General features: G+C 69.4%; 26 protein-coding genes. 14 read left to right on the top strand and 12 right to left on the bottom strand.

The features are described from left to right. The first annotated feature begins 5 nt into the window (after window positions 1-5). Window positions 6-2,366, top strand: coding sequence for a tetratricopeptide repeat protein (locus J2847_RS01470; protein ID WP_209776479.1), 2,361 nt, complete (start codon window positions 6-8; stop codon window positions 2,364-2,366). A 33-nt stretch (window positions 2,367-2,399) separates the two neighbouring features. Here the strand turns inward: J2847_RS01470 and J2847_RS01465 are convergent, their stop codons facing one another. Next, window positions 2,400-2,747 (bottom strand): type II toxin-antitoxin system HicB family antitoxin, encoded by a 348-nt coding sequence (locus J2847_RS01465; RefSeq protein ID WP_085556332.1) that lies wholly within the window; start codon window positions 2,745-2,747, stop codon window positions 2,400-2,402. 243 nt (window positions 2,748-2,990) lie between these two features. Between J2847_RS01465 and J2847_RS01460 the strand changes: the two genes are divergently transcribed. From J2847_RS01460 to J2847_RS01435, 6 genes are all read left to right on the top strand, one after another. Continuing rightward, entirely contained in the window at window positions 2,991-3,398 is a 408-nt protein-coding gene (locus J2847_RS01460) for a hypothetical protein (protein ID WP_209776478.1), read from the top strand. Between the two features lie 119 nt (window positions 3,399-3,517). Continuing rightward, complete coding sequence (locus J2847_RS01455; protein ID WP_209776476.1) at window positions 3,518-3,763, top strand: hypothetical protein; 246 nt, start codon at window positions 3,518-3,520, stop codon at window positions 3,761-3,763. Between the two features lie 177 nt (window positions 3,764-3,940). Then, window positions 3,941-4,870, top strand: coding sequence for a class I fructose-bisphosphate aldolase (locus J2847_RS01450; protein ID WP_085556329.1), 930 nt, complete (start codon window positions 3,941-3,943; stop codon window positions 4,868-4,870). Between the two features lie 3 nt (window positions 4,871-4,873). Further along, window positions 4,874-5,626, top strand: a complete 753-nt coding sequence (thiE, locus tag J2847_RS01445; RefSeq protein WP_209776475.1) for a thiamine phosphate synthase — start codon at window positions 4,874-4,876, stop codon at window positions 5,624-5,626. Window positions 5,627-5,653: 27 nt separating this feature from the next. Then, on the top strand, window positions 5,654-6,460 hold the full coding sequence (locus tag J2847_RS01440; protein WP_209776473.1) for a TSUP family transporter: 807 nt from the start codon (window positions 5,654-5,656) through the stop codon (window positions 6,458-6,460). A 223-nt stretch (window positions 6,461-6,683) separates the two neighbouring features. Next, window positions 6,684-8,018, top strand: a complete 1,335-nt coding sequence (locus J2847_RS01435; RefSeq protein WP_209776472.1) for an OmpP1/FadL family transporter — start codon at window positions 6,684-6,686, stop codon at window positions 8,016-8,018. Window positions 8,019-8,087: 69 nt separating this feature from the next. Here the strand turns inward: J2847_RS01435 and epmA are convergent, their stop codons facing one another. After that, window positions 8,088-9,152: an EF-P lysine aminoacylase EpmA gene (epmA, locus tag J2847_RS01430; RefSeq protein ID WP_209776470.1), complete on the bottom strand. Its 1,065-nt coding sequence runs from the start codon at window positions 9,150-9,152 to the stop codon at window positions 8,088-8,090. 250 nt (window positions 9,153-9,402) lie between these two features. On the opposite strand from epmA, the gene J2847_RS01425 reads away from it, so the two are divergent. From J2847_RS01425 to J2847_RS01395, 7 genes are all read left to right on the top strand, one after another. Then, the gene (locus J2847_RS01425; RefSeq protein WP_209776468.1) at window positions 9,403-10,185 is read left to right on the top strand and encodes a calcium-binding protein; all 783 of its coding nucleotides are present in this window, start codon (window positions 9,403-9,405) and stop codon (window positions 10,183-10,185) included. 123 nt (window positions 10,186-10,308) lie between these two features. After that, entirely contained in the window at window positions 10,309-10,875 is a 567-nt protein-coding gene (efp, locus tag J2847_RS01420; RefSeq protein ID WP_209776467.1) for an elongation factor P, read from the top strand. A gap of 96 nt (window positions 10,876-10,971) precedes the next feature. After that, window positions 10,972-11,793 (top strand): inositol monophosphatase family protein, encoded by an 822-nt coding sequence (locus tag J2847_RS01415; RefSeq protein WP_209776465.1) that lies wholly within the window; start codon window positions 10,972-10,974, stop codon window positions 11,791-11,793. A gap of 111 nt (window positions 11,794-11,904) precedes the next feature. Next, window positions 11,905-12,663 carry an OmpA family protein gene (locus J2847_RS01410; RefSeq protein WP_209776464.1) on the top strand — a complete coding sequence of 253 codons (759 nt, stop codon included), beginning with the start codon at window positions 11,905-11,907 and terminating at the stop codon, window positions 12,661-12,663. 22 nt (window positions 12,664-12,685) lie between these two features. Continuing rightward, on the top strand, window positions 12,686-13,879 hold the full coding sequence (locus tag J2847_RS01405; protein ID WP_233474212.1) for a DNA repair protein RecN: 1,194 nt from the start codon (window positions 12,686-12,688) through the stop codon (window positions 13,877-13,879). 21 nt (window positions 13,880-13,900) lie between these two features. Next, on the top strand, window positions 13,901-15,220 hold the full coding sequence (locus J2847_RS01400) for a peptidoglycan -binding protein (RefSeq protein WP_209776462.1): 1,320 nt from the start codon (window positions 13,901-13,903) through the stop codon (window positions 15,218-15,220). A 134-nt stretch (window positions 15,221-15,354) separates the two neighbouring features. Next, window positions 15,355-15,630 carry a hypothetical protein gene (locus J2847_RS01395; protein WP_233474211.1) on the top strand — a complete coding sequence of 92 codons (276 nt, stop codon included), beginning with the start codon at window positions 15,355-15,357 and terminating at the stop codon, window positions 15,628-15,630. Between the two features lie 79 nt (window positions 15,631-15,709). On the opposite strand, the gene J2847_RS01390 is transcribed toward J2847_RS01395, so the two are convergent. From J2847_RS01390 to J2847_RS01345, 10 genes are all read right to left on the bottom strand, one after another. Beyond that, window positions 15,710-15,913 carry a hypothetical protein gene (locus J2847_RS01390; RefSeq protein ID WP_209776461.1) on the bottom strand — a complete coding sequence of 68 codons (204 nt, stop codon included), beginning with the start codon at window positions 15,911-15,913 and terminating at the stop codon, window positions 15,710-15,712. A 124-nt stretch (window positions 15,914-16,037) separates the two neighbouring features. Beyond that, the gene (locus tag J2847_RS01385) at window positions 16,038-16,628 is read right to left on the bottom strand and encodes a GNAT family N-acetyltransferase (RefSeq protein WP_209776724.1); all 591 of its coding nucleotides are present in this window, start codon (window positions 16,626-16,628) and stop codon (window positions 16,038-16,040) included. A 121-nt stretch (window positions 16,629-16,749) separates the two neighbouring features. After that, entirely contained in the window at window positions 16,750-18,006 is a 1,257-nt protein-coding gene (locus tag J2847_RS01380) for a M16 family metallopeptidase (protein WP_209776459.1), read from the bottom strand. Then, window positions 18,003-19,412: a threonine synthase gene (thrC, locus tag J2847_RS01375; protein WP_209776457.1), complete on the bottom strand. Its 1,410-nt coding sequence runs from the start codon at window positions 19,410-19,412 to the stop codon at window positions 18,003-18,005. The genes J2847_RS01380 and thrC overlap by 4 nt, the downstream gene beginning before the upstream one ends. Window positions 19,413-19,592: 180 nt before the next feature. After that, on the bottom strand, window positions 19,593-20,921 hold the full coding sequence (locus tag J2847_RS01370; protein ID WP_209776456.1) for a glycoside hydrolase family 5 protein: 1,329 nt from the start codon (window positions 20,919-20,921) through the stop codon (window positions 19,593-19,595). A gap of 527 nt (window positions 20,922-21,448) precedes the next feature. Next, the gene (locus tag J2847_RS01365) at window positions 21,449-22,939 is read right to left on the bottom strand and encodes a carboxypeptidase M32 (protein WP_209776454.1); all 1,491 of its coding nucleotides are present in this window, start codon (window positions 22,937-22,939) and stop codon (window positions 21,449-21,451) included. Next, complete coding sequence (locus tag J2847_RS01360; RefSeq protein ID WP_209776452.1) at window positions 22,917-23,687, bottom strand: SURF1 family protein; 771 nt, start codon at window positions 23,685-23,687, stop codon at window positions 22,917-22,919. Before J2847_RS01360 ends, J2847_RS01365 begins: the two co-directional genes overlap by 23 nt. A 4-nt stretch (window positions 23,688-23,691) precedes the next feature. Further along, window positions 23,692-24,012, bottom strand: coding sequence for a DUF983 domain-containing protein (locus J2847_RS01355; protein WP_209776451.1), 321 nt, complete (start codon window positions 24,010-24,012; stop codon window positions 23,692-23,694). Between the two features lie 53 nt (window positions 24,013-24,065). Continuing rightward, window positions 24,066-24,941: a cytochrome c oxidase subunit 3 gene (locus J2847_RS01350; RefSeq protein WP_209776449.1), complete on the bottom strand. Its 876-nt coding sequence runs from the start codon at window positions 24,939-24,941 to the stop codon at window positions 24,066-24,068. A gap of 20 nt (window positions 24,942-24,961) precedes the next feature. Then, a complete protein-coding gene (locus J2847_RS01345) occupies window positions 24,962-25,573 on the bottom strand; it encodes a cytochrome c oxidase assembly protein (RefSeq protein WP_209776447.1) in 612 nt (203 codons plus the stop codon). Window positions 25,574-25,628 lie beyond the last annotated feature (55 nt).

Below are 25,628 nucleotides of genomic sequence, written 5' to 3'. Positions count from 1 at the left end.
ACCGCGTGGCCAGCATAAGGGAAGCGCTGCTGGCGGCGCTGGACCATCTGGAGGCCGGCCGGCTGGCCGAGGCCGAAACCCTGTGCGACCGCATCCTGGGCGCCGATCCCACGCAGGCCGACGCCTGGCGCCTCGCCGGGCTGGCCGCCGCCAGGGCCGGGCGGATGGGGGACGCGCGCCACCGCCTCGCGGTCGCGATCCGCCACGCGCCCAACCGCAACGACCTGCGCCTCAACCATGCGGCGACGCTCGCCGCGTCCGGGCTGCCGCAGGCCGGCGCGCTGCGCCTGACCCTGGCGCTGGAGCCGGCGCGCGACGATCTGTGGAAGAGCTTGGCCGATGCCGCCGCGCGCGAGGAATCAGCCCCGGCGACCATCGGTCCGTGGCGGGCGCTGGCCGGGTTGCGGCCGGACGAGGCCGCGCTGCGCTACAATCTGGGCGTCGCCCTCCAGGACAGCGGGCGCCCGCGCGAGGCCGCCGCCGCCTACGCCGGGGCGACACGGCTGGCCCCGCTTCTGGAGGAGGCGCATTTCAACCGAGCCAACGCCCTGCGCGACATCGGCGACCGGCCGGCCGCCGCCCGCTGCTACCGCGCCGCGCTGGCGGCGGCTCCCGCCATGCTGGGCGCGGCCCGCAACCTCGGCCTGCTGCTGATGCCGGCCGATCCTCCGGCCGCCGCCGCCGCCTTCCGCATCGCCGCCCGAGCCGAACCGGAACAGCCGGAGGGCACGCTCGACCTCGCGGCGGCCCTGCTGGCGGCGGGCCGTCCGGCCGAGGCGCTGGCGGCGTTCGACGAGGCGCTGGAGCGCGATCCCGGACGGGCGGCCGGGCATGACGGCCGCGCCCTCGCGCTCCGCGAACTGGGGCGGGCGGGCGACGGACACCGGGCACGGACGCGCGCGCTGGCCCTCGACCCCGGCCTGGCCGAAGCCTGGGTCAACCAGGCGCAGGGCTGGATCGACCGTGGACGGCCGAGCGCCGCCGTCATCGACAGCCGCCGGGCCTTGCGCCTGCGGCCCGGCTATCCGGCGGCGCTGGACGCCCTGGCCCGGTCGCTCCACGCCGCCGGCCGTCCCGAACGGGCGATGACCGTCCTGCGCCGCCTGATCGCCCTGACTCCGGCCCCGGCCCGCGCCCTCCACAGCAACCTGCTGCTGATCCGCCAGAGCGACCCGTCCGCCGGGCCGGCCGCCCTGCTGGCGGAGCACCGGCGCTGGGCGCGGCTGCACGCCCCCCCGCCCGGCGCGTCGCCTCCGCCGGTCCCGCGCGGGGAAACCGCCGGGCCGCTGCGCATCGGCTACCTGTCCGCCGATTTCCGCACCCATTCGGTGGGGACCTTCTTCGCGCCGCTTCTCGCCGCCCATGACCGGGGAACGGTCCGCACCGTCTGCTACGACGCCGCGCTCAGCCGGCCCGACGCGACGACCGCCCGGCTGCGCGAACGGGCGGACGACTGGCGCGAGGTGGCGGGACTCGGCGACGCGGCGCTGGCCGACCGCATCCGCGCCGACCGGATCGACGCGCTGATCGATCTGGGCGGGCACACCGCCGACAGCCGGCTCGGCGTGCTGGCCCTGGCGCCGGCTCCGGTGCGGCTAACGGCGCTTGGCTACCCCGGCACGACCGGGCTCGCGCTCGAAGGGCGGCTGACCGACCCGATCATCGAGCCGCCGGACCATGCCCCCTGGAGCTCGGAGCCGCCGATTCCCCTGCCCGACGGCTTCCTGCGCTACCAGCCGCCGGACGACGCGCCCGAGCCACGCCCACGGGATGGACGGGAGCCGGTCACCTTCGGATCCTTCAACACACTGGGCAAGCTGACCCCGGCCGTGATCGCCGCCTGGACGGACATCCTGTCGACGCTGCCGGAGTCCCGGCTGCTGCTGAAGGCGCCGGGGCTGACCGACCCGGCGGTGCGCGATGACCTGCGCGCGCGCTTCGTCGATGGCGGAATCGCCGCCGACCGTCTCGAACTGATCGGCTGGGTCGCCAGCCGGGCGGGGCATCTGGCGCTGTACCAGCGGATCGACGTCGGGCTCGACCCGTTCCCCTACAACGGCACCACCACCACCTGCGAGGCGCTGTGGATGGGCGTTCCCGTGGTGACGCTGGCCGGCGACCGGCACGCCGCGCGGGTGGGGGCGGCCCTGCTCACACGGGTCGGCCTGCCGGACCTGATCGCCGCGACCCTGGAGGATTATGGACGGATCGCCGCGACGCTCGCCGCCGATTCGACCCGGCTGGCCCGGCTGCGGCTGGAGTTGCGCGACCGCATGCGCGACGGTCCGCTGGGCGATGCCGCCGGGCTCGCCCGTGCGGTGGAGGCCGCCTGTCGTGACCTGCTGGCGGCGGCGCGGCGCCGGTGACGCGATCCGCCCGCCGGCCGCGCGCCTTTCCCGTCACCCTCCCGTCTTGACGCTGCTCACCCCCGCCGCGCGGCCGAGGCAGTCGGCGATCCAGGCGGCGACGCTCTTGCCTTCGCGCTCCGCGCAGTCGGCGATGGCGCGGTGCAGGATCGGGTTGAGGCGGATCGCCAGCCGCCCGGAGAAGGGCTGCTCGCCATCCCCGCCGAGATCGCACGACAGTTCGAGATACTCGTCGACGGCGCGGCGAAAGGAATCGCGCAACTCGTCCACCGACCGGCCCGAGAAGGTGATGCCATCATGCGTGTTGATGACCTCACCGACGAACAGCCCCTCGTCGTTGTCGAAGTCGATCTGGGCCTTGTAGCCCTTGTATTCCATCATCGCGGTGTTCCCGAGGGAGGATATCCCGAAAATCGGCCGGGCCGGCGTTCTCGCCACCCGATGCGGTCGACCATACCTCCGGACCGATCCGGTGCGGTTTGACCTGCCTCAATTTTCTCAACCGGCCCCGTTGAACCCTGTCGGGGATCCGGGGCGAAGGAGGAAGCCGGCGGGGGCGGCGGGCTGGCGCCCCCGCCCCCGCCGCGGCTATACCCGACGGGTGTTCCCATCGAAAGCCGCGCCGTGACGCCACCTTCCCGCCCCATCCGCATCCACGGGCTTGACGACGCGCTGGCCGCCGCCGCCGCCGCCAGGGCGCTGGGCCTGCCGCTGACGCTGGTCGCCGGCGGCTACGGCGGCGCGCTCTGGCTGCTTGGCATCGCCGCCGCCGTGGAGCGCCGATGCCCCGGCGTCGCCGTCACCGCCGTGCTGGACTGCGGCGACCGCGCCGGCGAGGCGCAAGGCGCGCTGGCCGCCGGAATCCGCCACGCGCTGTTCACCGGCCCGCCCGAGACCGCGGTCCGGCTGGCGGCGATCGCCGCCGGCCACGGCGCCACGCTGCTCACCGCCCTGCCCCCGGCCCTCGACCCACGGGGTATCCGGAACCGGGAAGCCGCCTGCCGGGCATGGCTTTCGTCGCAGGATGCCTGAGCGGAGGCGATACCGCTTTTTCGCCCCATGACGCCGCGCAAAGGTGGTGTAGGATTTGGCAACACGAGCATGCGGTACCCACGCCCGGCCCGTCTCACCCCCTTCGATGGCCAAGCCCGATGCCCAGCACGATCGCCCTGCCGCCGGAGCCCGACACCGGCGAGACCGCCGCGCTTTCCGCCGAATCCCGCCTGCTGCACGGACGGCAGGGCGGGCGCGGCACGCCCTTCCCCGATCCGAAGGTGGAGAAGCTGCGCGGGCTGCGGCTGATCGCCCTATGGACGCTGCTGACCGCCGGCGCCTGGGCGGTGCTGGGCGGGGCCGGCTACGGCCTTTATGTCCTCGTGCATTCGATGCTTCTGTAATCTTTCCGTGATGCGCCCGCCATCCGGCCGATCCATCTCTTCGGCAGCCCCTTCGGCCGGGTGAACTAGGCTCTTCGGCGAGGCGAAAGGCCGCTTTACGACCCTCCCGCCGTTGCAAAGCGGGCCGCTCTGGGCTAAGACGGCGCCATTCCAGAAAAGCCCAGGGGAAGAGCCACAATGAAGCTCACTCGCCGCGTCAAAGACATTCTCGCCAACTACGAGAGCGACAATCCCGGCACCAAGGCGAACCTCGCCCGCATCCTGATGGAAGGCAAGCTGGGCGGCACCGGCAAGCTGGTGATCCTGCCCGTCGACCAGGGCTTCGAGCATGGCCCGGCCCGCAGCTTCGGCCCCAACGACGCCGGCTACGACCCGCACTATCACTACCAGCTCGCCATCGACGCCGGCTGCAACGCCTACGCCGCCCCCCTGGGCTCGCTGGAAGCCGGCGCCGGCACCTTCGCCGGCTCGATCCCGCTGATCCTGAAGATGAACAGCGCCAACAGCCTGTCCACCCAGAAGGAAGCCGCCGACCAGGCCGTCACCGCCTCGGTGCAGGACGCGCTGCGCATCGGCGCCTCGGCCATCGGCTTCACCATCTACCCCGGCTCCGACGCCATGTACTCCCAGTACGAGGAGTTCCGCGAGCTGTCGAAGGAGGCGAAGTCCTACGGCCTCGCCACCGTGCTGTGGTCCTACCCGCGCGGCGGCGCCGTCACCAAGGACGGCGAGCTGGCGATCGACGTGATCGGCTACGCCGCCCACATGGCGGCCCTGCTCGGCGCCCACATCATCAAGGTGAAGCTGCCCTCGGCCCACCTTGAGCAGGCCGAGGCCAAGAAGGTCTACGAGTCCAAGCAGATCGCCATCGGCACCCAGGCCGAGCGCGTGAAGCACATCATGCAGTGCGCCTTCAACGGCCGCCGCATCGTGGTCTTCTCCGGCGGCGCCACCAAGGGCGAGGACGCGGTGTTCGAGGACGCCCGCGCCATCCGCGACGGCGGCGGCAACGGCTCGATCATCGGCCGCAACGCCTTCCAGCGCCCGCGCGAGGACGCCCTCAAGCTGCTCGACCGGATCATGAAGATCTACCAGGGCCGGGAGTAAGACTTGGCCAAGGGAAAGACGACGCGGGCGGAACCCTCCGCCTGCCGCCTGTACCTCGTGACGCCGCCGGCCCTGGAGCCGGCGGCGTTCGCGCCGCTTCTGGCCGAGGCTCTCGACGCCGGCGACGTCGCCTGCGTCCAGCTTCGCCTGAAGGACTGTTCCGACGACGCGATCCGCCGCGCCTGCGACGCGCTGCGCCCGATCGCCCAGGAACGCGAGGTCGCCTTCATCCTGAACGACCATCCGCGGCTGGCCCGCGAGATGGGCTGCGACGGCGTGCATGTCGGGCAGAGCGACACGCCCTACCGCGACGCGCGCAAGATCATGGGCAGCGACGCCATCGTCGGCGTGACCTGCCACGACAGCCGCCACCTCGCCATGGTCGCGGCGGAGGATGGGGCCGACTACGTCGCCTTCGGGGCCTTCTTCCCGACGGACACCAAGGCCACGGAACACCACGCCGTGCCCGACCTGCTGCACTGGTGGGCCGAGCTGATGGAGGTTCCCTGCGTGGCCATCGGCGGCATCACCGCCGCCAACTGCGCGCCGCTGGTGTCGGCCGGCGCCGACTTCCTGGCGGTGGTCAACGCCGTCTGGGGTCATCCGGACGGGCCGGGCGCCGGGGTCAAGGCGCTGAACGCGGCCATCGCCGCCGCCCCCAGCGGCTGGACCGTCACGACCGACTTCTCGACCGACCTCTCGGCCGGAATCTCCCCCGACCCCTCCGGCGACGACGGGGAGACGAGCGCCGGCTGACGAGGCCGCGCCGATACGGACTCGATCATGGATCTGCTGACGCCCGAGATTCTGGGCACGCTGTTTGCCGTCGGCCTGCTCGCCGGCTTCGTCGACGCCATCGCGGGCGGCGGTGGGCTGCTGACCATCCCGGCGCTGCTCGCCGCCGGCATCACGCCGGCCGAGGCGCTGGCGACGAACAAGCTGCAATCGAGCTTCGGGTCGCTGTCGGCCACCATCAAGTTCGTCCGCCGGGGCGAGGTGCATCCCGGCGCCATGCGCACGATGATCGCCTGCACCTTCGTCGGGTCGGCGTTCGGCGCCATCCTGGTGCAGCTTCTCGATTCGAGCTTCCTGCGCGACGTCATCCCGATCCTGCTGATCGGCATCGCGCTCTATCTGCTGCTGTCGCCCAAGGCCGGCGACATGGACGCCCACCAGCGCATCGGCGAGCACGCCTTCGCCTTCTCGGTCGGCACCGGCATCGGCTTCTACGACGGCTTCTTCGGGCCGGGGACCGGGACCTTCTTCACCATCGCCTTCGTCTCGCTGCTCGGCCACAACCTGCGCAAGGCCACGGCGCACACCAAGGTGCTGAACCTGACCAGCAACATCGCGGCGCTGATCTTCTTCATCGTCGGCGGCCATGTGCTGTGGACGGTCGGGCTGCTGATGGGCGCCGGCCAGTCCATCGGCGCCCAGCTCGGCGCGCATATGGTCATCCGCAACGGGGCGCGAATCGTGCGCCCGATGCTGATCGTCGCCTCCGTCGCCATCACCGCCAAGCTGGTGTGGAGCGACGAGCACAACATCCTGCGCGAGGCCTTCGCCGCCCTGGCCGCCCTGTTCGCCTGAATCTCCACCGCGCTCGCGCCTTCCGCGACCTCGTGACGCACGGACGTTGCGCGGAAGCATCAGTTTCTCGCCAAAACGAACCCCTTCAAACACAGCGGCTTGGCAAGCGCATCCTCGCGATTGCATTGTTTGTTGAGCGAACTGATCGATAATCCGCGGCTCTTTACGTAAGCGTCAGTTTGTGTATCATAGCGTCAACAACACAATCTGGGGAAGGAACCAAATGCCCTTCGTGACGCTGAGAAACCGTCTGCTGACCGCGGCCGCCGCCATCGCCGTGGCGGCGCCGCTCGCCGCGCCGAACACCGCCGAGGCGGCCGGCTTCGCGCTGCGCGAGCAGAGCGTGTCGGGACAGGGCACCGCCTTCGCCGGCGTGACCGCGGGCGGCAACGGCGACGCCAGTTCGATGTTCTTCAATCCGGCGACCATGGGGCTGGTTTCGGGAACGCAGATCGTGCAGACCGCCACCGGCGTGATCATCGGCACCAAGGTGGACAGCGCCCGCGCAACCCGCGCGGCGCGGCTCGGCGGCACCGCGATCAGCGGCAACTCCAGCCCGGGCGACATCGGCCAGGACGCGCTGGTTCCCGCCGGCTACTTCGTCTATTCGGTCAACGACGACCTGAAGCTCGGCCTGTCGGCCAACGGCCCCTTCGGCCTCGTCACCGACTATGGCGACAACTGGGTTGGCCGCTACCACGGCACCCGTTCCGACCTGCGCACCTACAACTTCACGCCCACCGTCTCCTACCGCGTTACCCCGGAGCTGACGCTGGGTGCCGGCGTGCAGATCCAGTACGCCAAGGCCAAGCTGTCGCAATCCTCGGACTTCGCGGTGCGTCTCGGCCGCACGCCGGGCTCGCTGGACGTCAACAGCGACGTGGTCGGCGACGACTGGGGCTGGGGCATGACCGCCGGCCTGCTCTACGAGCCGGTCAAGGGCACGCGCATCGGCCTCGGCTACCGTTCGGCCATCAAGCACCAGATCACCGGCGACATCAGCTTCACCGGCCTGCCGGCCGGCCTCGCCGGGCTGCTTCCGAAGCAGGGCGGCAGCGCCAAGCTGGTGACTCCGGACAGCGCCTCGCTCGGCCTCTACCACGAGGTGAACAGCAAATGGTCGGTGATGGGCGACGTCCAGTGGACCAACTGGTCGCGCTTCCATGAACTGCGCGTCGTCGTCGACAACCCGGCGCTGACCCAGCTGACCGAGGAGAAGTGGCGCGACACCTGGTTCTTCTCGCTCGGCACCGCCTACAAGGTGACGGACGACCTCACCCTGCGCGGCGGTGTCGCCTTCGACAAGGCGGCGGTCGACGTCGAGTACCGCACCTCCCGCATTCCCGAGCAGAACCGCTACTGGCTCTCGGTCGGCGCCGGCTACCGCGTCACCGAGAACATCCAGATCGATGCGGCCTACACCCACCTGTTCGTGCCGAAGACCTCGGTCCATCTGACCGACGATCTGACCGGGCCGGAGTCGGGGCGCGGCAACCTCGACGTCCGCTACTCGGGCGGCATCGACCTGATCGGCCTCCAGGCCAAGATCTCCTTCTGATCCGCCGCACAGACGCCTGATGAGAGCCGCCGGATGCCCGTCCGGCGGCTTTTCCTTTCCTTGCCCCCGTCACCCAGCTGGGTCGGCCACCGGCAGCCAGAGCACCTGCCCGATGTCCTCCGCCCCGCTGCACAGCATCGCCAGCCGGTCGAAGCCCATGGCGATGCCGCTGCTCTCCGGCATGCCGTGCTCCAGCGCGGCGAGGAACTCCTCGTCCACCGGGAAGCGCTCGCCGTAGAGGCGCTGCTTCAGCTCCATGTCCGCCTCGAAGCGGGCGCGCTGGGTCGCCGCGTCGGTCAGCTCGCCGAAGGCGTTGGCCAGTTCCAGCCCGCAGGCGTACAGCTCGAACCGCTCGGCCAGCCGGGGATTGTCCGGCTTCGGCCGCGACAGCGCCGCCATGCACAGCGGGTAGTCGGTCAGCACGCAGGGCACGCCGGCCCCAAGATGCGGCTCGATGCGGTCGAACATGATCCGGAAGACGATGTCCTCCCAGCGGTCGCCGTCGTGCGGCGCGATGCCGATCCGCGCCGATTCCGCGGCCAGCGCCGCCGGATCGGGCTCGTGGCCGCCGTCGCAGGTCGCCATCAGGTCGATCCCGGCATATTCGAGGAAGGCGTCGGGCACCGTCAGGATGCGCCACTCCTTGAAGGGATCGCACTCCATGCCGCGGAAGGCGAAGCGGCGGTGCCCGCCGGCTTCCGCCCCGCCGCGCAGCAGCTCCTGGCAATCCCCGATCAGGCTGCGGTAGCCCTCCCCCGCCCGGTACCATTCCAGCATCGAGAATTCCGGCGCGTGGGTGCCCGAGCGCTCGCCGTTGCGATAGACGTGCGCCAGTTGCCAGAGGCGCGGCACCCCGGCGACCAGCAGCTTCTTCATGGCGAATTCCGGGCTGGTGTGCAGGTACAGCCGGCGGCGGTCGTCGGGGTGCGGCCCCTGGAGGTCGGTCGCGAAGGCCTGGAGATGCGGCTCCATCCCCGGCGAGACCTGGAGCGCCGGGGTGTCGACCTCGACGAAGGCGTGCTCCTCGAAGAAGCGGCGGACCGCCCCCAGCACCCGCCCGCGCGCGGACAGGAAGGGGCGGCGGCGGGCGAACTCGCGGGGATGCCAGGGGGGAAGCATGGAGGAAGACGGCATCGGACGAACGACCTCGAAGGGGCGGCGGGGCGGAACGCGAAAGCGCCGGCATCAGACCATCGGCGCTCCCGAACCGCAAGGGCCGGGCGCGGACGCGCGTCCGCCCCGCGAACAGGGTATCGCCGCCGGACGCGCCCTCCCTTCCCGGCCATCACCCGTCCGCGCGAAAGACAGGTATTTGTCCGAAATTTAGGGTGGAAGCCGTTCAACGACCCTTCCATTCCACCCCCATCGGACGGAGAGCGGACAGATGGCCCTGCTGATCGGCAAGACCCTGGTAAACTGGCTTCAAGGCACCGCCGGCATCGACCTGATGATCGGCAACTCCGGGTTCGACTACATGGACGGCAAGGAAGGTGCCGACATCCAGATCGGGCTTGGCGGCGACGACGAACTGCGCGGCGGCTACGGCAACGACTGGCTGTTCGGCAACAGCGGCGACGACCTGCTGGACGGCAGCGCCGGGGCAGACGTGATGGTCGGCGGCAGCGGCAACGACATCTATTATTACGACAACCCGAGGGACCGCATCGTCGAGACGCTGTGGGGCGGCACCGACGAGGTCCGCGCCTGGATCGACGCCAGCCTGCCCGACCAGGTGGAGAATCTGACCCTGCTGAACAGCGCCACCAACGGCACCGGCAACGGCCTGAACAACGTCCTGACCGGCAACGGCTCGAACAACAGCCTGTCCGGTCTGGGCGGCGCGGACCGGCTGTTCGGCGGCGCCGGCAACGACACGCTGGACGGCGGCACCGGAGCCGACACGCTGATCGGCGGCACCGGCGACGACCTGCTGATCGGCGGCGCCGGAGCCGACCGCTTCGTGGCGACCCCCGGCGGCGGCGCCGACATCGTGCAGGATTTCAGCTTCGCCCAGGGCGACCGCATCATGCTGACCGGCGGGCTGTCCTGGAGCGTGTCGGCGGACATCCAGGGCAACGCGCGGCTGTCCTTCGGCGACGGCGGCTCGATGACGCTGGCCGGCGTTTCGGCGAACCAGGTGAAGACCTCCTGGTTCCAGATCGCCTGAAAGCGGAGAAAACAACCGGGAATCATCCGAACGGAGCGGCGGGAACCCTTGCGCGGCGTTGCCTATGGCGGGTCAAGCTGCTAGGGTCGCCGCCGCCCGTATCTTGGAAATCATGAGTAAGCCATGAAGGTCAACGCCAACACGATGCGCCCCGGCCATGTGCTGGAGCACAACGGAAAGCTCTGGGTCATCACGAAGACCGCCATCGTCCAGCCCGGCAAGGGCGGCGCCTTCATCCAGCTCGAAATGAAGGACGTGCGCACCGGCACCAAGTCGATCGAACGGTTCCGAACCCAGGAGACGGTTGAGCGGGCCCGCCTGGACGAGCATGAGATGACCTTCCTGTACGCCGAGGGTGACAGCTTCACCTTCATGGACAAGGAAAGCTTCGAGCAGGTCGCCATTCCGCGCGACATCATCGGCGACCCGGCCGTCTTCCTCCAGGACGGCATGGAAGTCACCGTGCAGAGCCACGAGGGCAGCCCGCTCGGCGTCGAGATTCCCGGCAAGGTCACCCTGACCATCACCGAGTCCGACCCGGTGGTGAAGGGCCAGACGGCCTCCTCCTCCTACAAGCCGGCCAAGCTGGAGAACGGCGTCTCGATCCTGGTTCCGCCGCACATCGAGGCCGGCACCCGCGTCGTCGTCGACACCGCCACCGGCGAGTATGTCGAGCGCGCCAAGGACTGACCTTTTTCGGTTTGTCGCGATGCCACCGGCCCTCGCTTTCCGCGGGGGCCGGTGTATTCTTTTCCGGTTTCCGCACAGAACGGTACATTCACGGTCATGGCCACCCGCTCCGCTCTCATCAACGTGATGGTCCGCGCCGCCGAAAAGGCGGCCAAGGGTCTCGTCCGCGACTTCGGCGAGGTCGAACACCTCCAGGTGTCGCGCAAGGGCCCGTCGGACTTCGTGTCCAACGCCGACCTCAAGGCCGAGAAGATCCTGCGCGAGGAATTGCAGAAGGCGCGGCCCGACTTCGGCTTCCTGATGGAGGAGAGCGGCAGCAGCAAGGGCAGCGACGCCTCGTCGCGCTGGATCGTCGACCCGCTCGACGGCACGACCAACTTCCTGCACGGCCTGCCGCACTGGGCCATCTCCATCGCCATGGAGAAGAACGGCGAAATCCTCGCCGGCGTCGTCTATGAGCCGATCGGCGACCAGATGTTCTGGGCCGAGAAGGGCCAGGGCAGCTTCATGAACCACCAGCGCCTGCGCGTCTCCGAGCGCCGCCGGCTGGAAGACTGCCTGCTGGCCACCGGCATTCCCTTCAAGGGGCGCGGCGACCATGCCGGCTTCCTCGGCGAGGCCGAGGCGGTGATGAAGGAGGTGGCGGGCATCCGCCGCTTCGGCGCGGCGTCGCTCGACCTCGCCTATGTCGCGGCCGGCCGCTTCGACGGCTATTGGGAGCGCGGGCTGGCCCCCTGGGACTCGGCGGCCGGCGCGCTGCTGGTGACCGAGGCCGGCGGCTTCGTCGGCGAGATCGGCGGCGGCCGCAACCCGGTGTTCGGCAGCTCGATCCTGGCGACCAACTCCCACCTCCAGGTGCCGGTCACCCGGCTGCTGAAGGGTGCCGCCGACAAGCGCGCCGAGCCCGCCAAGGCGTAATATGCCCCGGCCCCAAGCCCATTGTCGCTGACGCGATCGATGGGCTATGGTTCCGGGGCCTCGGGTGTAAGTGGAATCATCGCCTTGGATCGTTGGGAATTTGCCGACCGCATGCGCCGCGCTGCGCCGATCCTGTTCGGACGCGCGGTCGCCCTGTGCACCCTGTGCGCCGGTACGGCCGTCGCGGCGGTTCCCCCGGTCAAGGCCGCCCCGGAACGGCTGACGCTGGAGAACGCGGCCCCCCTGCCCGTCCCGCCGCGCCCCAACCTCGGCTCCCAGAAACCCGTCAAGGCGCCACCCCGCTTCGTGACCCCGGTCCCGATGACCGCCCCGCCGCTGCCCGATCTGATCGAGGGGGCGGCCCAACGCACGGCCCCGGCCCCCGGCAAGGCGCCGGCTCCGGCCGCGACACCCGCCCCGCCCCCGGCCGTGGCGGCGGCTCCGCCGGTTCCGGCAACTCCACCCTCCCCCGTTTCCCCCGCTCCGTCGCGAACGGAGACGGCCGCTCTTCCCCCTCCTCCCGACGCGGCACCCCCGGCGGCGAGTGCCACCCCCTCTGCTGTTTTGAGCCTTGTGTTCGATGGCGCCGCCACCAATCTGCCGGATGCGGCCGATGAGACGGTCGACCGGATCGTGCAGCGCCTGCGCGCCAGCGACACCGCACGCTTGCAGTTGCGCTCCTACGCCACCGGCACGAGCGAAACCGCCCGCGAGGCGCGTCAACTGTCGTTGGCCCGTGCCCTGTCGCTGCGCGAGCGGCTGACCGCCTTCGGGGTCCGCAGCAGCCGGATCGATGTCCGTGCGCTTGGCATCGACACCGGGAGCGGCGGCACCCCGGACCGCATCGATGTCGAGTTCCTCAACGAGTAGCATCGCCCAACGCAGAGGCCCGATGAGCGCAGCAATCGCCCCGATCCGACCGCTGGAGGTCTCCGCCCCGATGACACGCCCGGAACGCTTCCTGACCCGGATGATCCTGTTCCTGGTCGTGGTGGTGGCGGTGAGCGGGCTTCTGTTCCCGGCGCTGCGCTCCGCCTTCATGAACAACGCGCCGCTGAACGGCGTCATCCTCGCCACGCTGGTGGCCGGCATCGCCTTCATCTTCCGGCAGGTGCTGATGCTCCGCCCGGAGGTCGAGTGGCTGGCCAAGTACCAGACCGGCGTCCCCGCCGCCAACATGCAGGAACCGGTGCTGCTGGCGCCGATGGCCCGCATGCTGGGCGAGCGGCGCGGCCGGCTGATGCTGTCGGCGCTGTCGATGCGCTCGCTGCTCGACGGCATCGCCTCGCGCCTCGACGAATCGCGGGAGCTGTCGCGCTACCTGATCGGGCTGCTGATCTTCCTCGGCCTGCTCGGCACCTTCTGGGGGCTGCTGCACACGGTGCAGTCGGTCGGCGGCGTGATCGGCAGCCTGTCGGTGCATGGCGGCGACGTCGGCGCCATGTTCTCCAACCTCCAGCAGGGCCTCGAAGCGCCGCTGGTCGGCATGGGCACCGCCTTCAGCTCCTCGCTGTTCGGCCTCGCCGGTTCGCTGGTGCTGGGCTTCCTGGAGCTTCAGGCCAGCCAGGCCCACAACCGCTTCTTCCAGGATCTGGAGGACTGGCTGTCCACCGCCACCCGGCTGTCGAGCGGTGCGGCCGGCGGGCTGGAGACCGGCGACCACGGCGTCCCGGCCTACCTGCATGCCCTGCTGGAGCAGACCGCCGAGAACATGGAGGCGTTGCAGCGCACCGTCGCCAACGCCGAGGAAGGGCGCCGCGCCGCCAACGCCAACCTGATGGCGCTGACCGAGCGTCTGTCGACCCTGACCGACCACATGCGGGCCGAACAGCAGCTCCTGCTGCGGCTGGGCGAGAGCCAGATCGAGATGAAGGCTCTGCTCGACCGTCTGTCGGAGGCGGCGATCGGCGGCTTCGACGACGCATCGCGCCAGCATCTGCGCAACATGGACATCTATCTGGCCCGCATCGTCGAGGAATCCTCCAGCGGCCGGGTCCAGGCGGTGCAGGAAATCCGCAGCGAGATCAAGCTGCTGGCCCGCACCATCGCGGCGCTCGCCGAAGAGGCCGACCAGCCGCAGCGCTGACGTCCAGCAAGGAACACCCTCATGGCCAGCCTCAGCCGCCGCAACGGTCACCGCGACGCCAGCGCCTGGCCCGGCTGGGTGGACGCCCTGTCGTCGCTGGTGATGGTCGTCATCTTCCTGCTGATGGTCTTCGTGGTGGCCCAGTTCTATCTGGCCTCCGCGCTGACCGGGCGCGACGAGCAGCTTGTGGCGCTCAACCGCAAGGTCGCGGAGATGAACGACCTGCTGGCGCTGGAGCGCGAGGCCAACGCCGATCTGCGGGTCAACATCACCCAGCTCTCGACCGAGCTGCAAAGCTCCGTCGCCACGCGCGACGACATGACGGTCAGCCTGGGACAGCTCCAGGAGGACCGCGACCGCACCGCCCGCGCCCTGGAGGAGCTTCAGCGCAACGTCCGCGTCGACCGCGAGAGTTTCGAGCTGAAGCTGAGGGAGGTCCTCAGCCTCCAGAACGACATCAAGGCGCTGCGCGAGGCCCGGCGGACGCTGGAGGGCGAACTGGCCGCCGCGGTCGCGGCGACCCGCCTGACCGAGGAGCAGCGGCAGGCGCTTCTCGCCGAACTCGGCACCACGCGCGACCGCGCCAAGGCGCTGGAGACGCAGCTCGCCGAATCGGGCGAGAAGACGATGCTGGCGCAGAAGGAGATCGAGCAGCGCGACATCCGCATCAAGGAGCTTCTGGCGTCGCTGGCCGGCGAGCAGGCGGAGGGCGGCAGGAGCCGCCAGCAGGTCGACATCCTCAACCAGCAGCTTCTGGCCTTGCGCGAACAGCTCGCCCGCATCGCCGTGGTGCTGGAGGCGTCGGAGAAGGCCTCGGCCGAGCAGAAGGTGCAGATCGCCGAGCTGGGCGCGCGGCTGAACCAAGCGCTGGCCGCCAAGGTGCAGGATCTGGCCCGCTACCGCTCGGAATTCTTCGGCCGGGTGCGCGAGGCGCTGGGCAGCCGCCCCGACGTGCGGGTCGTCGGCGACCGCTTCGTCTTCCAGTCGGAGCTGTTGTTCCCCTCGGGTTCGGCCACGCTGGAGGAGGCGGGCAAGCAGCGGCTCGCCGATCTGGCGCGCACGCTGATCGAGGTCGGCAAGGCGATCCCGCCGGACATCAGCTGGGTGCTGCGGGTGGACGGCCACACCGACATCCGTCCGGTGCGCCTGCAATTCCCGTCGAACTGGGAGTTGTCCTCGGCCCGCGCCATCTCAGTGGTCAAGTACCTGATCGACCAGGGCATTCCGGCCGAGCGTCTGGCCGCCGCCGGCTTCGGCGAGTTCCAGCCCCTCGACCCCGGCACCTCGGAGGAGGCGCTGTCCCGCAACCGCCGCATCGAGATCAAGCTCGACCAGAGGTAATTGGGCAGAGGTGATTGGGCGGCGGTGATCCGCTGTCGATCCGGCGTCCACAGGGGAGCAGGGTTGTCAGGGCCGCGAGGAACAGCGCGACCTCCCTGGAGGTTTCCTTCTCACCAAACGAGAAGGAGGCCGTCATGAAAGCGATTGCCGCGACATTGGCCGTTGCCGCCCTGGCCATGGGCTTGGCGGGCGTTCCGCAGGGGGCGGAGGCCAAGGGGTGTCTGAAGGGTGCGGCCGTCGGTGGCGCCGCCGGCCATATGGTCGGGTCCGGCCATGGTGTCGCCGGAGCGGCCGCGGGCTGCGTTATTGGACGCCACGAGGCGAACAAGAAGGACGAGGCCAAGCAGCAGGCGGAGAGCCAGCAGCACCAGACGCCTCAAAACCAGACCGGCACGCCGCCGAAGAAGTAGGCGACGCTTCCCTGGCCATCACCCCGCCGCGCATCGTTGGGCGAACCGTCGCGTTCACCCAACCCGCGCGACGAGGGCATCAGGCGGCGCCCGTGGCGACCGCCACCGCGACACCACGCGCCTGCATCAGTTCGGCGCAGCGGCGAATCAGGGTTTCACCGGCATAGACCGCCCAACCGCTTTGGAAACCGGCTTCCTCATATTGCAGCTCGACGCGGCGACCGGAATGCTCCACGGCGTAACGGTGGGGGCTTTCTTTCGTCCAGATCGGCTTGATCGACATTTTGTCACCATATGTGGCGTTCAAACATGCCGAATTGTGCGGGATGCCGGGTTAATGGCTGGTTAAGCCAATCGTCCTAAAACGGTACGAAATGGTGGTAGACCGCCCCTTCCGGCCGATCCCCCTACCCCTTCCACTCCTCGCGCAGCACCGCGTAGAGCACATGGTCGCGCCACGCCCCGTCGATGCGCAGATAGCCGCGCGCGTAGCCCTCGTGCGTGAATCCGACCTTTTCGAGAAGGCCACGGCTGGCGAGGTTGGTCGGCAGGCAGGCCGCCTCGATGCGGTGCAGCCCCAACTGCCCGAAGGCGAAATCGAGCATCAGCCGGGTGCCACCGGAGACATAGCCGCGCCGGGCATGGCGCTGCCCGGCCCAATAGCCGAGCGTTCCCATCTGGGCGACACCGCGCCGGATGTTGGTGAGGCCGAGCCCACCGACCAGCGCGTCGCTGTCGCGGTCGAAGATCAGGAAGCTGTAGCCCTCGTCGTCGCGCCATTCCTGGGCCTGCCGCCGCAGCCGCCGCCCGAAGGCGGTGCGGGTCAGCGCGTCCGCCGGCCAGGTCGGCTCCCACGGGGTGAGGAAGGCACGGGAGTCGGCCCGCAGATCGGCCCATTCGCGCCAGTCGCGCGGCAGCGGGGGCCGGATGTAGCAGGATGGCCCGTCCAGCCGCATGGCCGGCGGGCTGATCAGGCCGCCGCCGAGCAGGCGGATCATGCCGACCATCCCGGAGTCCATTCACGACGCCAATCCCGCATCCGCCTCCCTGCCCCCCACCAGGGGGGAGAGGGAGAGGAGAGCGGGACGGGTGGAAAGGGAATGGACGGCGTTCCCATCGTCAGGCGAGACGCTCCGCGATGCGGTCGTAGTCTTCCAGCCGGTCGATCGGGCCGAGCGCCGCGACGGTCGGACGGCTGCGGCGCAGGCGCTGGGCGGCGTTCACCACCGAGGCGCGGTCCACCGCGTCGATCTTCGTGACGATCTCCTCGACCGGGATCGGGCGGTCGTAGATCAGCAACTGCTGGCCGAGCTGCTCGCAGCGCGACATGGTGCTTTCCAGCGCCATCAGCGTGCCGGCCTTCAGCTGAGCGCGGGCGCGGGCGACCTCGTCCTCGGTGACGTCCTCGCCGACCTTGGCCAGTTCCTCGCAGACGACCGGGACCAGCTCCGCCACCTCGTCCTCGCCGGTGCCGGCGTAGACGCCGAACAGGCCGCCATCGTGGTAGCCGCCGGTGAAGGTGTAGATGGAATAGACCAGCCCGCGCTTCTCCCGCACCTCCTGGAACAGGCGGGACGACATGCCGCCGCCCAGCAGGGTCGACAGCACCGAATGGGCGTAGAAGTCGGGATCATGCACCCCGACGCCGTCGAAGCCGAGCACCAGATGCATCTGCTCCAGGTCGCGGGCCTCGCGGTAGTCGCCGCCGGCGTAGCGCGCCGCCTCCGGCTTGGGCGGGGCGTGGCCCGGCAGGTCGCCGAACGCCTTGAAGGCGAGATCGACCATCCGGTCATGCTCGATGCGGCCGGCGGCCGACAGCACCATGCCCGGCGCGCCGTAATGGCCGCCGATGTAATCGACCAGCGCCTCGCGCGGCAGGCTGCCGACGATCTCCGACGAGCCCAGCACCGGACGGCCGAGCGCCTGCCCCGGATAGGCGGTCGCCTGGAAATGGTCGAAGATGATGTCGTCGGGGGTGTCCGCGCTCTGGCCGATCTCCTGCAACACCACCGTGCGCTCGCGCACCAGCTCCTCGGCGTCGAGCGCCGAGTGCTGGATCATGTCGGCGAGGATGTCGAGCGCCAGCGGAGCGTCCTCGTGCAGGACCTTGGCGTAGTAGGCGGTCTGCTCGCGGGTCGTGTAGGCGTTGAGCTGCCCGCCGACATTCTCGATCTCCTCGGAGATGCGGAAGGCCGAGCGGCGCTTGGTGCCCTTGAACAGCATGTGCTCGACGAGGTGGGCCACGCCGTTGACGCTGGCCGCCTCGTTGCGGGTTCCCACCCCGACCCAGCAGCCGAGCGAGACGGACTGCACATCGGGCATGGTGTCGGTCGCGACGCGCAGCCCGTTGGGCAGTGTCGTCACACGGATGGTCATGCGGCCTCCTGGGCGGCGCGGGCGCGGGCGGCGACGAACTCCTGAACGGCCGCAACGTCATTGGGCAGTTCGGACAGTCGCTCCTCGCGCTCGTAAAGGTCGGAAAGGCGGGGCGGCAGCGGCGGCCGGCGGCCGGTCGCCTTCTCCACCGCGTCGGGGAACTTGGCGGGGTGCGCGGTGGCGAGCACCACCATCGGGACGGACGGGTCGAGCGTGTCGGCCTTGGCGGCGGCGACGCCGACCGCCGTGTGGGGGTCGAGCAGATAGCCGCTCTCCTCCCATGTGGCGGCGACGGTCGCCATGGTGGCGTCCTCGTCGACACGGTGGCCGGAGAAGATCGCCAGCGCGTCGGCAAGCTGCGCCTCGGTGACGGCGAACTGGCCCTCGCTCCGGAAACGGTTCAGCGCGTCGGTCACGGCGGCGCCGTCGCGGCCCAGCAGGTCGAACAGCAGCCGCTCGAAGTTGGAGGAGATCTGGATGTCCATGCTGGGACTCAAAGTAGGCACGACCGGCGCCGCGGACATGGTCCCGCTCGCAAAAAAGCGCGCCAGGATGTCGTTGGAATTCGAGCCCACCACCAGCTTCTCGATCGGCAGCCCCATCGCCCGCGCGCCGTAGGCGGCGTAGACGTTGCCGAAATTGCCGGTCGGCACGGTGAAGGCGATCTTGCGGTCGGGCGCGCCCAGCGCCACGGCGGCGGTGAAGTAATAGACGATCTGGGCCATGATGCGCGCCCAGTTGATCGAGTTCACCGCCGACAGCCCCATCCGGTCACGGAAATCCGTGTCGTTGAACAGCGCCTTCACGATGTCCTGGCAATCGTCGAAGGTGCCGTGCAGCGCGACGTTGTGGACGTTGGACGACAGAACGCTGGTCATCTGCCGGCGCTGCACCTCGGACGTGCGGCCCTTTGGGTGCAGGATGAAGATGTCGACGTTCTGGCGGTCGCGGCAGGCCTCGATGGCGGCCGAGCCGGTGTCGCCGGAGGTGGCGCCGACGATGGTCACCCGCTGGCCGCGCTTGGCCAGCACATGGTCGAACAGGCGGCCGAGCAGTTGCAGCGCCACATCCTTGAAGGCCAGCGTCGGCCCGTGGAACAACTCCAGCACCCAGGTGCGCTGGTCGAGCTGGACCAGCGGGGTGACGGCGCCATGGTCGAAGGAGGCGTAGGCGTCCTTGACGATGGCGCGGAACTCGTCCTCGGCGATCGCGCCGCCCAGGAAGGGCAGCATCACGCGGACGGCGATCTCGCTGTAGGGCAGCCCGCGCAGGCTCCGGATCTCGTCGGCCGAGAATTGCGGCCAGCTCGCCGGCACATAGAGGCCGCCGTCACGGGCCAGCCCGGCCAGGAGAACGTCCTCGAAACCCAGAACCGGGGCTGCGCCCCGCGTGCTGACGTACTGCACTTGTCCACTCCGTCCGATGAGGAAGGCATAGTTAGCGAGGCGGCCCCGCGCGCGCAAGCGGCGCGGGCACCAAGCATAAGTCAAAGACGGGACCGGGCAAGAAAAAGCCCCCCGCCCTTGCGGACGGGGGGCCATGCGTTCACCGCGCGACGCCTTCCGTGGCCTGTCGGACCCCGGTCATCAGACCAGGGCCGGATCGCCGTCGTGATGGAGGGTGTGGAGCTGCGCCGCCTCGAAGGCCGCCAGATCGCCCGCCGTCGTCGTGCCGTGGGTGTCCGCCGCGACCGAGGCCGCCGAGGCGTCGGCCGCGTTGGCCTGCGCCACCGTGTGCGCCCAGACGTCCGTCTGGCCGGCGCCATGGTCCGCCGTGGCGTCGAGGGAGGCCGAGGCCGCCTTCGGTGCGCCGCCGCCGCCGGCGAACAGACCCGGCTTCACGGCGTTCATCTTGGTCCAGTCGACGCTGGTCCAGTCGTCCTTCAGGATGCCGCCGGTGTCGCCCGAGTTCGGGTTCCACGACCAGTAGGTCCAGCTCGCCCCCTGCTTGCCGGCGCCGAGGTCGTTGGTGCCGTTGCCGTCGAAGTCGCCGTTCATGTACTGGATCAGCTTGGCGATGTACTGCTGGTCCTGCTGGGTGTCGAGCTTGCCGCCGAACTCGCCGACCAGCACCGGATGCTTGTTCTCCTTCAGCATCCAGCCCCAGTTGTCGTTGTAGACCTCCGGCAGGTTGTTCGGATAATCCTCGTCGTTGAACCAGCTCATCTGGTGGATCGACGGGCCGTAGGAGTGGACCGAGTAGACCAGCTTGTCCGGCGTGTTGAATTCGATGCCGTGCTCCTTGGCGCCACGCAGGTTGCCGCCCCACCATTCCCAGCTGTCGCCCTGGATCTCGACGCCCTCCACCATCAGCAGCCAGTCCTTGTTGACGGTCTGGATGGCGTTGCCGATGCGCTCGGCGGCGGCGGCCCAGTCGGTCGCCATGTTGCCGTCGCCCCAGGTGGCCTGCCCGTGCGGCTCGTTGTGCAGGTCGGCACCGACCACCGTGTCGTTGCCGGCGTAGCGGGTCGCCAGCATCTTCCAATTCTCGATCATCTTCGACTCCGGGTACTTGTCCGTGTACCAGAGCCCGTTCTCGTTGGCCGAGGCGCCATCGTCCGAACGGTGGTGGTCGAGGATGACCTTCAGGCCGATGCGGCCGGCGTAGTCGATGATCTTGTCGAAGACCTCCAGCGTGCTCTTGCCTTCGAGGTCCGGATTCTTGGAATAGTCGATGCCCGTCGGCTTGCGGTCGCCGTCGAGCATCGCATCGCTCCACGGCAGACGGATGGTGTTGAACCCCAGGGTCTTCATCTGGTCCATCATGTGCCAGTAACCCTTGGTGTCCATCCCGTTCGGGTTGAAGGCGTAGCCCTCCGCCCCAAACCAGTTGACACCCGTGAGCTTCACATTCTGACCCGAGGAATCAACGATCTGGTTGCCATCCGTGTGCAGGAAGCCCTTGGCGATGCTCATGGTGCGAAATCTCGTTGCCGTTTGCGTTGGGCAGAGATTGGCCGGTTATGGTTAACGAGACATTACCAGTATTCGCCTCGATGTTGGCGAGCATCTCCGTGCTGTGACCAAATCCGGTTCGAAGTCGTGAAAGAATTAATTAGGATATGGAGTGAAAGCGGGGCGTTCTCTTGGATGCGGGTGTTTCGGTAAAATTTTAAGTTAATCGAATGTACTGTCTATGATGGAGTATCGCTCACCCATTTTTGCAAAGAAGATTCTTCGAATTCTCGGAAATCGGAGAGTGGGAAGCGGATCCGACAGGCTCCAAGGCCAGGGATGAGGAGTGCTTCGAGGATAAGAAAAGCCCCTCTTCCTTGGAAGAGGGGCCTTCGGAGCCGTGGGATATCAGCGAACGGGACACCCGCCGCCGCGCTTAGAGCGCCCAACAGAAGCTTGAGTCGTCTCTCGACTCGTCATCCCCGCGAAGGCGGGGATGACGGTTCCATTGGGCACCGATGGCGAAAACGGAATTCTGTTCGGCGCTCTTACCCCAGATAGCGCGTCTCCAGATGCCGCTTGAACACCGACGCGTCGAGCGGCCGGCCGGTCGCCGCCGTCAGCAGATCGTCGCCGGAGGCGTGCAGGCAGCCCGTCTCGTGGACGTTCACCCGCAGCCACGCGGCCAGCGGCGCGAACTCGCCGCGCGCCAGGGCGGGGACGATCCCGGGGTCGGAGCGGCGCGCGGCGTCGAACAGTTGCGCCGCCGTCATGGCGCCCAGCGTGTAGCTCGGGAAATAGCCCCAGCCGCCGCCCGGCCAGTGGATGTCCTGAAGGCAGCCGCGCCGGTCGTCGGGCGGCACCACGCCCACCAGCTCGGCCATGCCATCGTTCCAGGCGCCCGGCAGGTCGGCCAGCGCCAGATCGCCCGCGATCATCGCCTTCTCCAGCCGGTAACGCAGGATGACGTGCGCCGGGTAGGTCACTTCATCAGCCTCGACGCGGATCAGGCCGCGCTCGACCCGGCTGTAGAGGCGCCGCAGGTTGGCGGCCTCCCAGGCCGGCCCCTCGCCGCCGAACGCCTCGCGCGCCACCGGGGCCAGCCAGGTCAGGAACTCGGCGGAGCGGCTGGCCTGCATCTCCATGATGAGCGATTGGCTTTCATGCACCGCCATGCCGCGCGCCTGCCCCACCGGCTGCGTCAGCCAGGCGCGAGGCCGGTTCTGTTCGTAGAGCGCGTGGCCGGTCTCGTGCAGCACGCCCATCAGCGCGTTGGCGAAGTCAGCCTCGTCGTAGCGGGTGGTGATGCGCACATCGTCGGTGGCGCCGCCGCAGAAGGGATGCAGCGACACATCCAGCCGGCCGCGCCGGAAGTCGAAGCCCATCCGCTCCATCATCCGCACGCCGAGCGCCCGCTGGGTCTCGACCGGGAACGGACCGGTGGGCCGGATCGGCGCCGGATCGGCGGCCTGCCTGTCGAGAAGGCGGCCGATCAGATCGGGCAGGAAGGCCGCCAGATCGGCGAACACCACGTCGATGCGCCCGGCCCGCGCGCCGGGATCGTGGGCGTCGAGCAGCGCGTCGTAGGGCGACACGCCAAGCACGCCGCCCAGCGCCTCGGCCCCCTCGCGCACGCGCGCCAGCACCTCGGTCAGCGAGGGCAGCAGGGCCGCGAAGTCGTTGTCGGCCCGCGCGCCGCGCCACGTCATCTCGCAGACCGACACGGCCTTGCTGGTCGCCTCCACCAGATCGGCGGGCACGGCGGTGGCGTGGACGTAATTGCGGCGCATCTCGCGCAGGTTGGCGCGCTGCCACGCGTCGAGATCGCCGTCGGTCTCCGCCTCGCCCAGCAGGTCGCCGATGCGGGGATCGGTCGCCATCTCGTGCGCCAGCACCGACAGGGTCGCGGTCTGCTCGGCGCGGCCGTCGTTGGCGCCCTCCGGCATGATCGTCTGCGTGTCCCAGCCGAGAATGCCCAGCGCGTCGCCGATGGCGGCGATGCGGGCGTAGCGGCGTTCAAGCTCCCGGTAAGCGGTCATGCGTCGGCCCATCCGTTCTCGTGTCGGCGCGTCTGCGCTGCGACAGCACGTAGACCGCCACGAGCGTGGCCGCAAGCCCGTACCACGTCAAAGCGTATTGCAGATGGTTGTTGGGAAGCTCGACGCGCGGCTCGATCCCGGCCGGCAGGCCGCCGGGGACCTGGCCCGGCAGCGCCTCGACAATCACGGGGGCCAGCATGGGGGGGGCGGCTGGCAGCCCCAGCGCCGCCGCCATCGCCAGCGGATCGGCGCGCAGCCAGACCTCGGCGCCGGGGCTGTTGCCGGGTTGGAACAGGCCGGCCGGCTGCGGCAGGCGGACGATCCCCCGCAGCGAGGTCTCACCCTCGACACGGCCGGCAGCGCGGGACTCCGGATCGCGCCTGTCCATCGGAACGAAGCCGCGGTTGACCAGCACCACCCCGCCGCCGTCGGAGCGCTGGAGCGGGGTCATCACCTCGTAGCCCGCCTGCCCCTGGCGGGGACGGGCGATCAGCAACAGGCTCTTGTCGTTCAGGAAGCGCCCGGTCAGCGTGACGGGGCGGAACTCCCAGGCGGTGGGGTCCTCCAGCACCGCGGGAAGCGGCACGGGAGCGGCGGACACACGCTCCCCCACCCGCTCCATCAACTCGGCCTTCCAGCCCATCCGCTGGAGCTGCCACGTCCCCAGCCCCAGCATCAGCGCGACAGCGGGAACGGTCATCAGCGTCGCCGGCAGCGACGGGCGGAAACGGCGGGTCGCGGTGGTCATCAGGCTATTCGAGTTCGCTGCGGCGGTAACGGTACTGCAAGGCAATAACATAGGCCTTGGCCGGCCGCAGCATGCCGAGCGTCAGACCGATCACCACGACGCTCCAGACGACGGCGTGCAGCCACAGCGGCCACTCCACCGTCATCGACACCCAGAGGGCGACGGGCACCACCAGGAAACCGAGGATGAAGATCAGGAAGACCGCGGGACCGTCGCCGCTGTCGACCTTCGCCAGATCGAGGCCGCAGACGTCGCAGCGTTCCGCGACGTCCAGATAGCCCCTGAACAGCCTGCCCCGGCCGCAGCGCGGGCACGCGCACCGCATGCCCGCCGCGAACGGGGAGACGTTCGGATGGAAGCCGGCCACCCGACCGGGCCTCAGTGGGCGACGGTGCCGCCGTGGCTGCCCCACCAGTAGACCGACACGAACAGGAACAGCCAGACCACGTCCACGAAGTGCCAGTACCAGGCCGCCGCCTCGAAGCCGAAATGGCTCTGCGGGGTGAAATGGCCCTTGATGGTGCGGATCCAGCAGACGATCAGGAAGACGGTGCCGACGAACACATGGAAGCCGTGGAAGCCGGTCGCCATGTAGAAGGTCGAGGGGAAGATGCCGTCGGTGAACTTGAAGGTCGCGTGGACGTATTCGTAGATCTGGAAGAAGGTGAACAGCACGCCGAGCAGGACGGTCAGCCCCAGCGCCTTGGCCGCCTCGCGGTTCTTGCCCTCGATGATGGCGTGGTGCGCCCAGGTGACGGTGACGCCCGACAGCAGCAGGGTCAGCGTCATCATCAGAGGCATGTGGAAGGCCGAGATGACCTCGATGGTCGGCGGCGGCCAGTGGGCGTCGGGGTTCAGCGGTGACGCCTTGGGGAACAGGGCGGCGTCGAAGAAGGCCCAGAAGAAGGCGGCGAAGAACATCACCTCCGAGGCGATGAACAGCGCCATGCCATAGCGCAGGCCGATCTTCACCACCGGGGTGTGGGCCTTCTCCGTCACCGCCTCGTGGATGACCGCGCGCCACCAGCCGAACATCACGCCGAGGATGGCCAGCACGCCCAGGATCATCAGCAGCTTGCCGCCGCCGTGCATGTACACGACCAGACCGGTCGCCAGCAGGCCGCCGGCGAAGGCGCCGAGCAGGGGCCAGGGGCTGGGCTTCAGCAGGTGGTAGGGATGCGGGATGCCGCCGCCGGCAGGCGGCTGGGCTGGCGGTTCAACGTGCGGCACTTGCCCGTGGGTGATGTCGGCCATCGTCTCTCTACCCCAATGGTTCAGTTTGTGGCGGTCGCGCCGGGCGCCGCCTTTTGATTGCTTCCCTGGTTCGCCCGTTGCGCCAGGACGGCGTCGCTGTCCTTGGCGCGGAAGAAGGTGTAGGACAGCGTGATGGTGGTGACGTCCGCCATGTTGGGATCGTCGTTCATCGCCGGATCGACGAAGAAGGCGACCGGCATGTCCACCGCCTGTCCGGGCTGGAGCACCTGCTCGGTGAAGCAGAAGCATTCCAGCTTGTTGAAATAGCGCCCGGCCTTGTCCGGGGTGACGTTGTAGACCGCCGTGCCGACGGTCGGCTTGTCCCCACGGCTCTCCGCCCGGTAGGCGGCCAGCCCGGTCTCGCCCAGCTTCAGCACCATGTCCTTCTGCTCCGGCCGGAAGGACCAGGGCAGCGCCGTGTTGGTGTCGGCGTTGAAGCGGACCGTGATCTTGCGGTCGAGGGTCGTCGCCGCTGCGGCGTCCGCCCGCATGGTCGTACCGCCGAAGCCGGTGACCGCGCAGAACAGCGAATAGAGCGGCACCGACGCGTAGGCCAGCCCGACCATGCCGAACACCAGCCCGAACAGCGACGACAGGATGACGAGGTTGCGGCGGCGGAGCTTGTCGTTCATCGCGGTCCTCATCCCTCTGGTTTCGACGGCGGCGGCTGGACGGAAGCAGCTGGAC

The organism is Azospirillum agricola (assembly GCF_017876095.1).
Taxonomy (GTDB): Bacteria; Pseudomonadota; Alphaproteobacteria; order Azospirillales; family Azospirillaceae; genus Azospirillum; species Azospirillum agricola.
The sequence above is the reverse complement of the archived record's forward strand: the minus strand, read 5'-3'. Positions and strand labels throughout refer to the sequence as shown.

Coding starts and splice junctions, on each gene's coding strand:
- J2847_RS01355 (WP_209776451.1), bottom strand. CDS start 24,012: ATGCGGTGCGCGTGCCCGCGCTGCGGCCGGGGCAGGCTGTTCAGGGGC.
- J2847_RS01465 (WP_085556332.1), bottom strand. CDS start 2,747: ATGATGGAATACAAGGGCTACAAGGCCCAGATCGACTTCGACAACGAC.
- J2847_RS01415 (WP_209776465.1), top strand. CDS start 10,972: ATGGCCACCCGCTCCGCTCTCATCAACGTGATGGTCCGCGCCGCCGAA.
- J2847_RS01405 (WP_233474212.1), top strand. CDS start 12,686: ATGAGCGCAGCAATCGCCCCGATCCGACCGCTGGAGGTCTCCGCCCCG.
- efp (WP_209776467.1), top strand. CDS start 10,309: ATGAAGGTCAACGCCAACACGATGCGCCCCGGCCATGTGCTGGAGCAC.
- J2847_RS01395 (WP_233474211.1), top strand. CDS start 15,355: ATGAAAGCGATTGCCGCGACATTGGCCGTTGCCGCCCTGGCCATGGGC.
- J2847_RS01410 (WP_209776464.1), top strand. CDS start 11,905: ATGCGCCGCGCTGCGCCGATCCTGTTCGGACGCGCGGTCGCCCTGTGC.
- J2847_RS01350 (WP_209776449.1), bottom strand. CDS start 24,941: ATGGCCGACATCACCCACGGGCAAGTGCCGCACGTTGAACCGCCAGCC.
- J2847_RS01450 (WP_085556329.1), top strand. CDS start 3,941: ATGAAGCTCACTCGCCGCGTCAAAGACATTCTCGCCAACTACGAGAGC.
- J2847_RS01435 (WP_209776472.1), top strand. CDS start 6,684: ATGCCCTTCGTGACGCTGAGAAACCGTCTGCTGACCGCGGCCGCCGCC.
- J2847_RS01385 (WP_209776724.1), bottom strand. CDS start 16,628: ATGATCCGCCTGCTCGGCGGCGGCCTGATCAGCCCGCCGGCCATGCGG.
- J2847_RS01365 (WP_209776454.1), bottom strand. CDS start 22,939: ATGACCGCTTACCGGGAGCTTGAACGCCGCTACGCCCGCATCGCCGCC.
- J2847_RS01440 (WP_209776473.1), top strand. CDS start 5,654: ATGGATCTGCTGACGCCCGAGATTCTGGGCACGCTGTTTGCCGTCGGC.
- J2847_RS01425 (WP_209776468.1), top strand. CDS start 9,403: ATGGCCCTGCTGATCGGCAAGACCCTGGTAAACTGGCTTCAAGGCACC.
- J2847_RS01400 (WP_209776462.1), top strand. CDS start 13,901: ATGGCCAGCCTCAGCCGCCGCAACGGTCACCGCGACGCCAGCGCCTGG.
- J2847_RS01360 (WP_209776452.1), bottom strand. CDS start 23,687: ATGACCACCGCGACCCGCCGTTTCCGCCCGTCGCTGCCGGCGACGCTG.
- J2847_RS01345 (WP_209776447.1), bottom strand. CDS start 25,573: ATGAACGACAAGCTCCGCCGCCGCAACCTCGTCATCCTGTCGTCGCTG.
- epmA (WP_209776470.1), bottom strand. CDS start 9,152: ATGCCGTCTTCCTCCATGCTTCCCCCCTGGCATCCCCGCGAGTTCGCC.
- J2847_RS01370 (WP_209776456.1), bottom strand. CDS start 20,921: ATGAGCATCGCCAAGGGCTTCCTGCACACGGATGGCAACCAGATCGTT.
- J2847_RS01455 (WP_209776476.1), top strand. CDS start 3,518: ATGCCCAGCACGATCGCCCTGCCGCCGGAGCCCGACACCGGCGAGACC.
- J2847_RS01390 (WP_209776461.1), bottom strand. CDS start 15,913: ATGTCGATCAAGCCGATCTGGACGAAAGAAAGCCCCCACCGTTACGCC.
- J2847_RS01380 (WP_209776459.1), bottom strand. CDS start 18,006: ATGACCATCCGTGTGACGACACTGCCCAACGGGCTGCGCGTCGCGACC.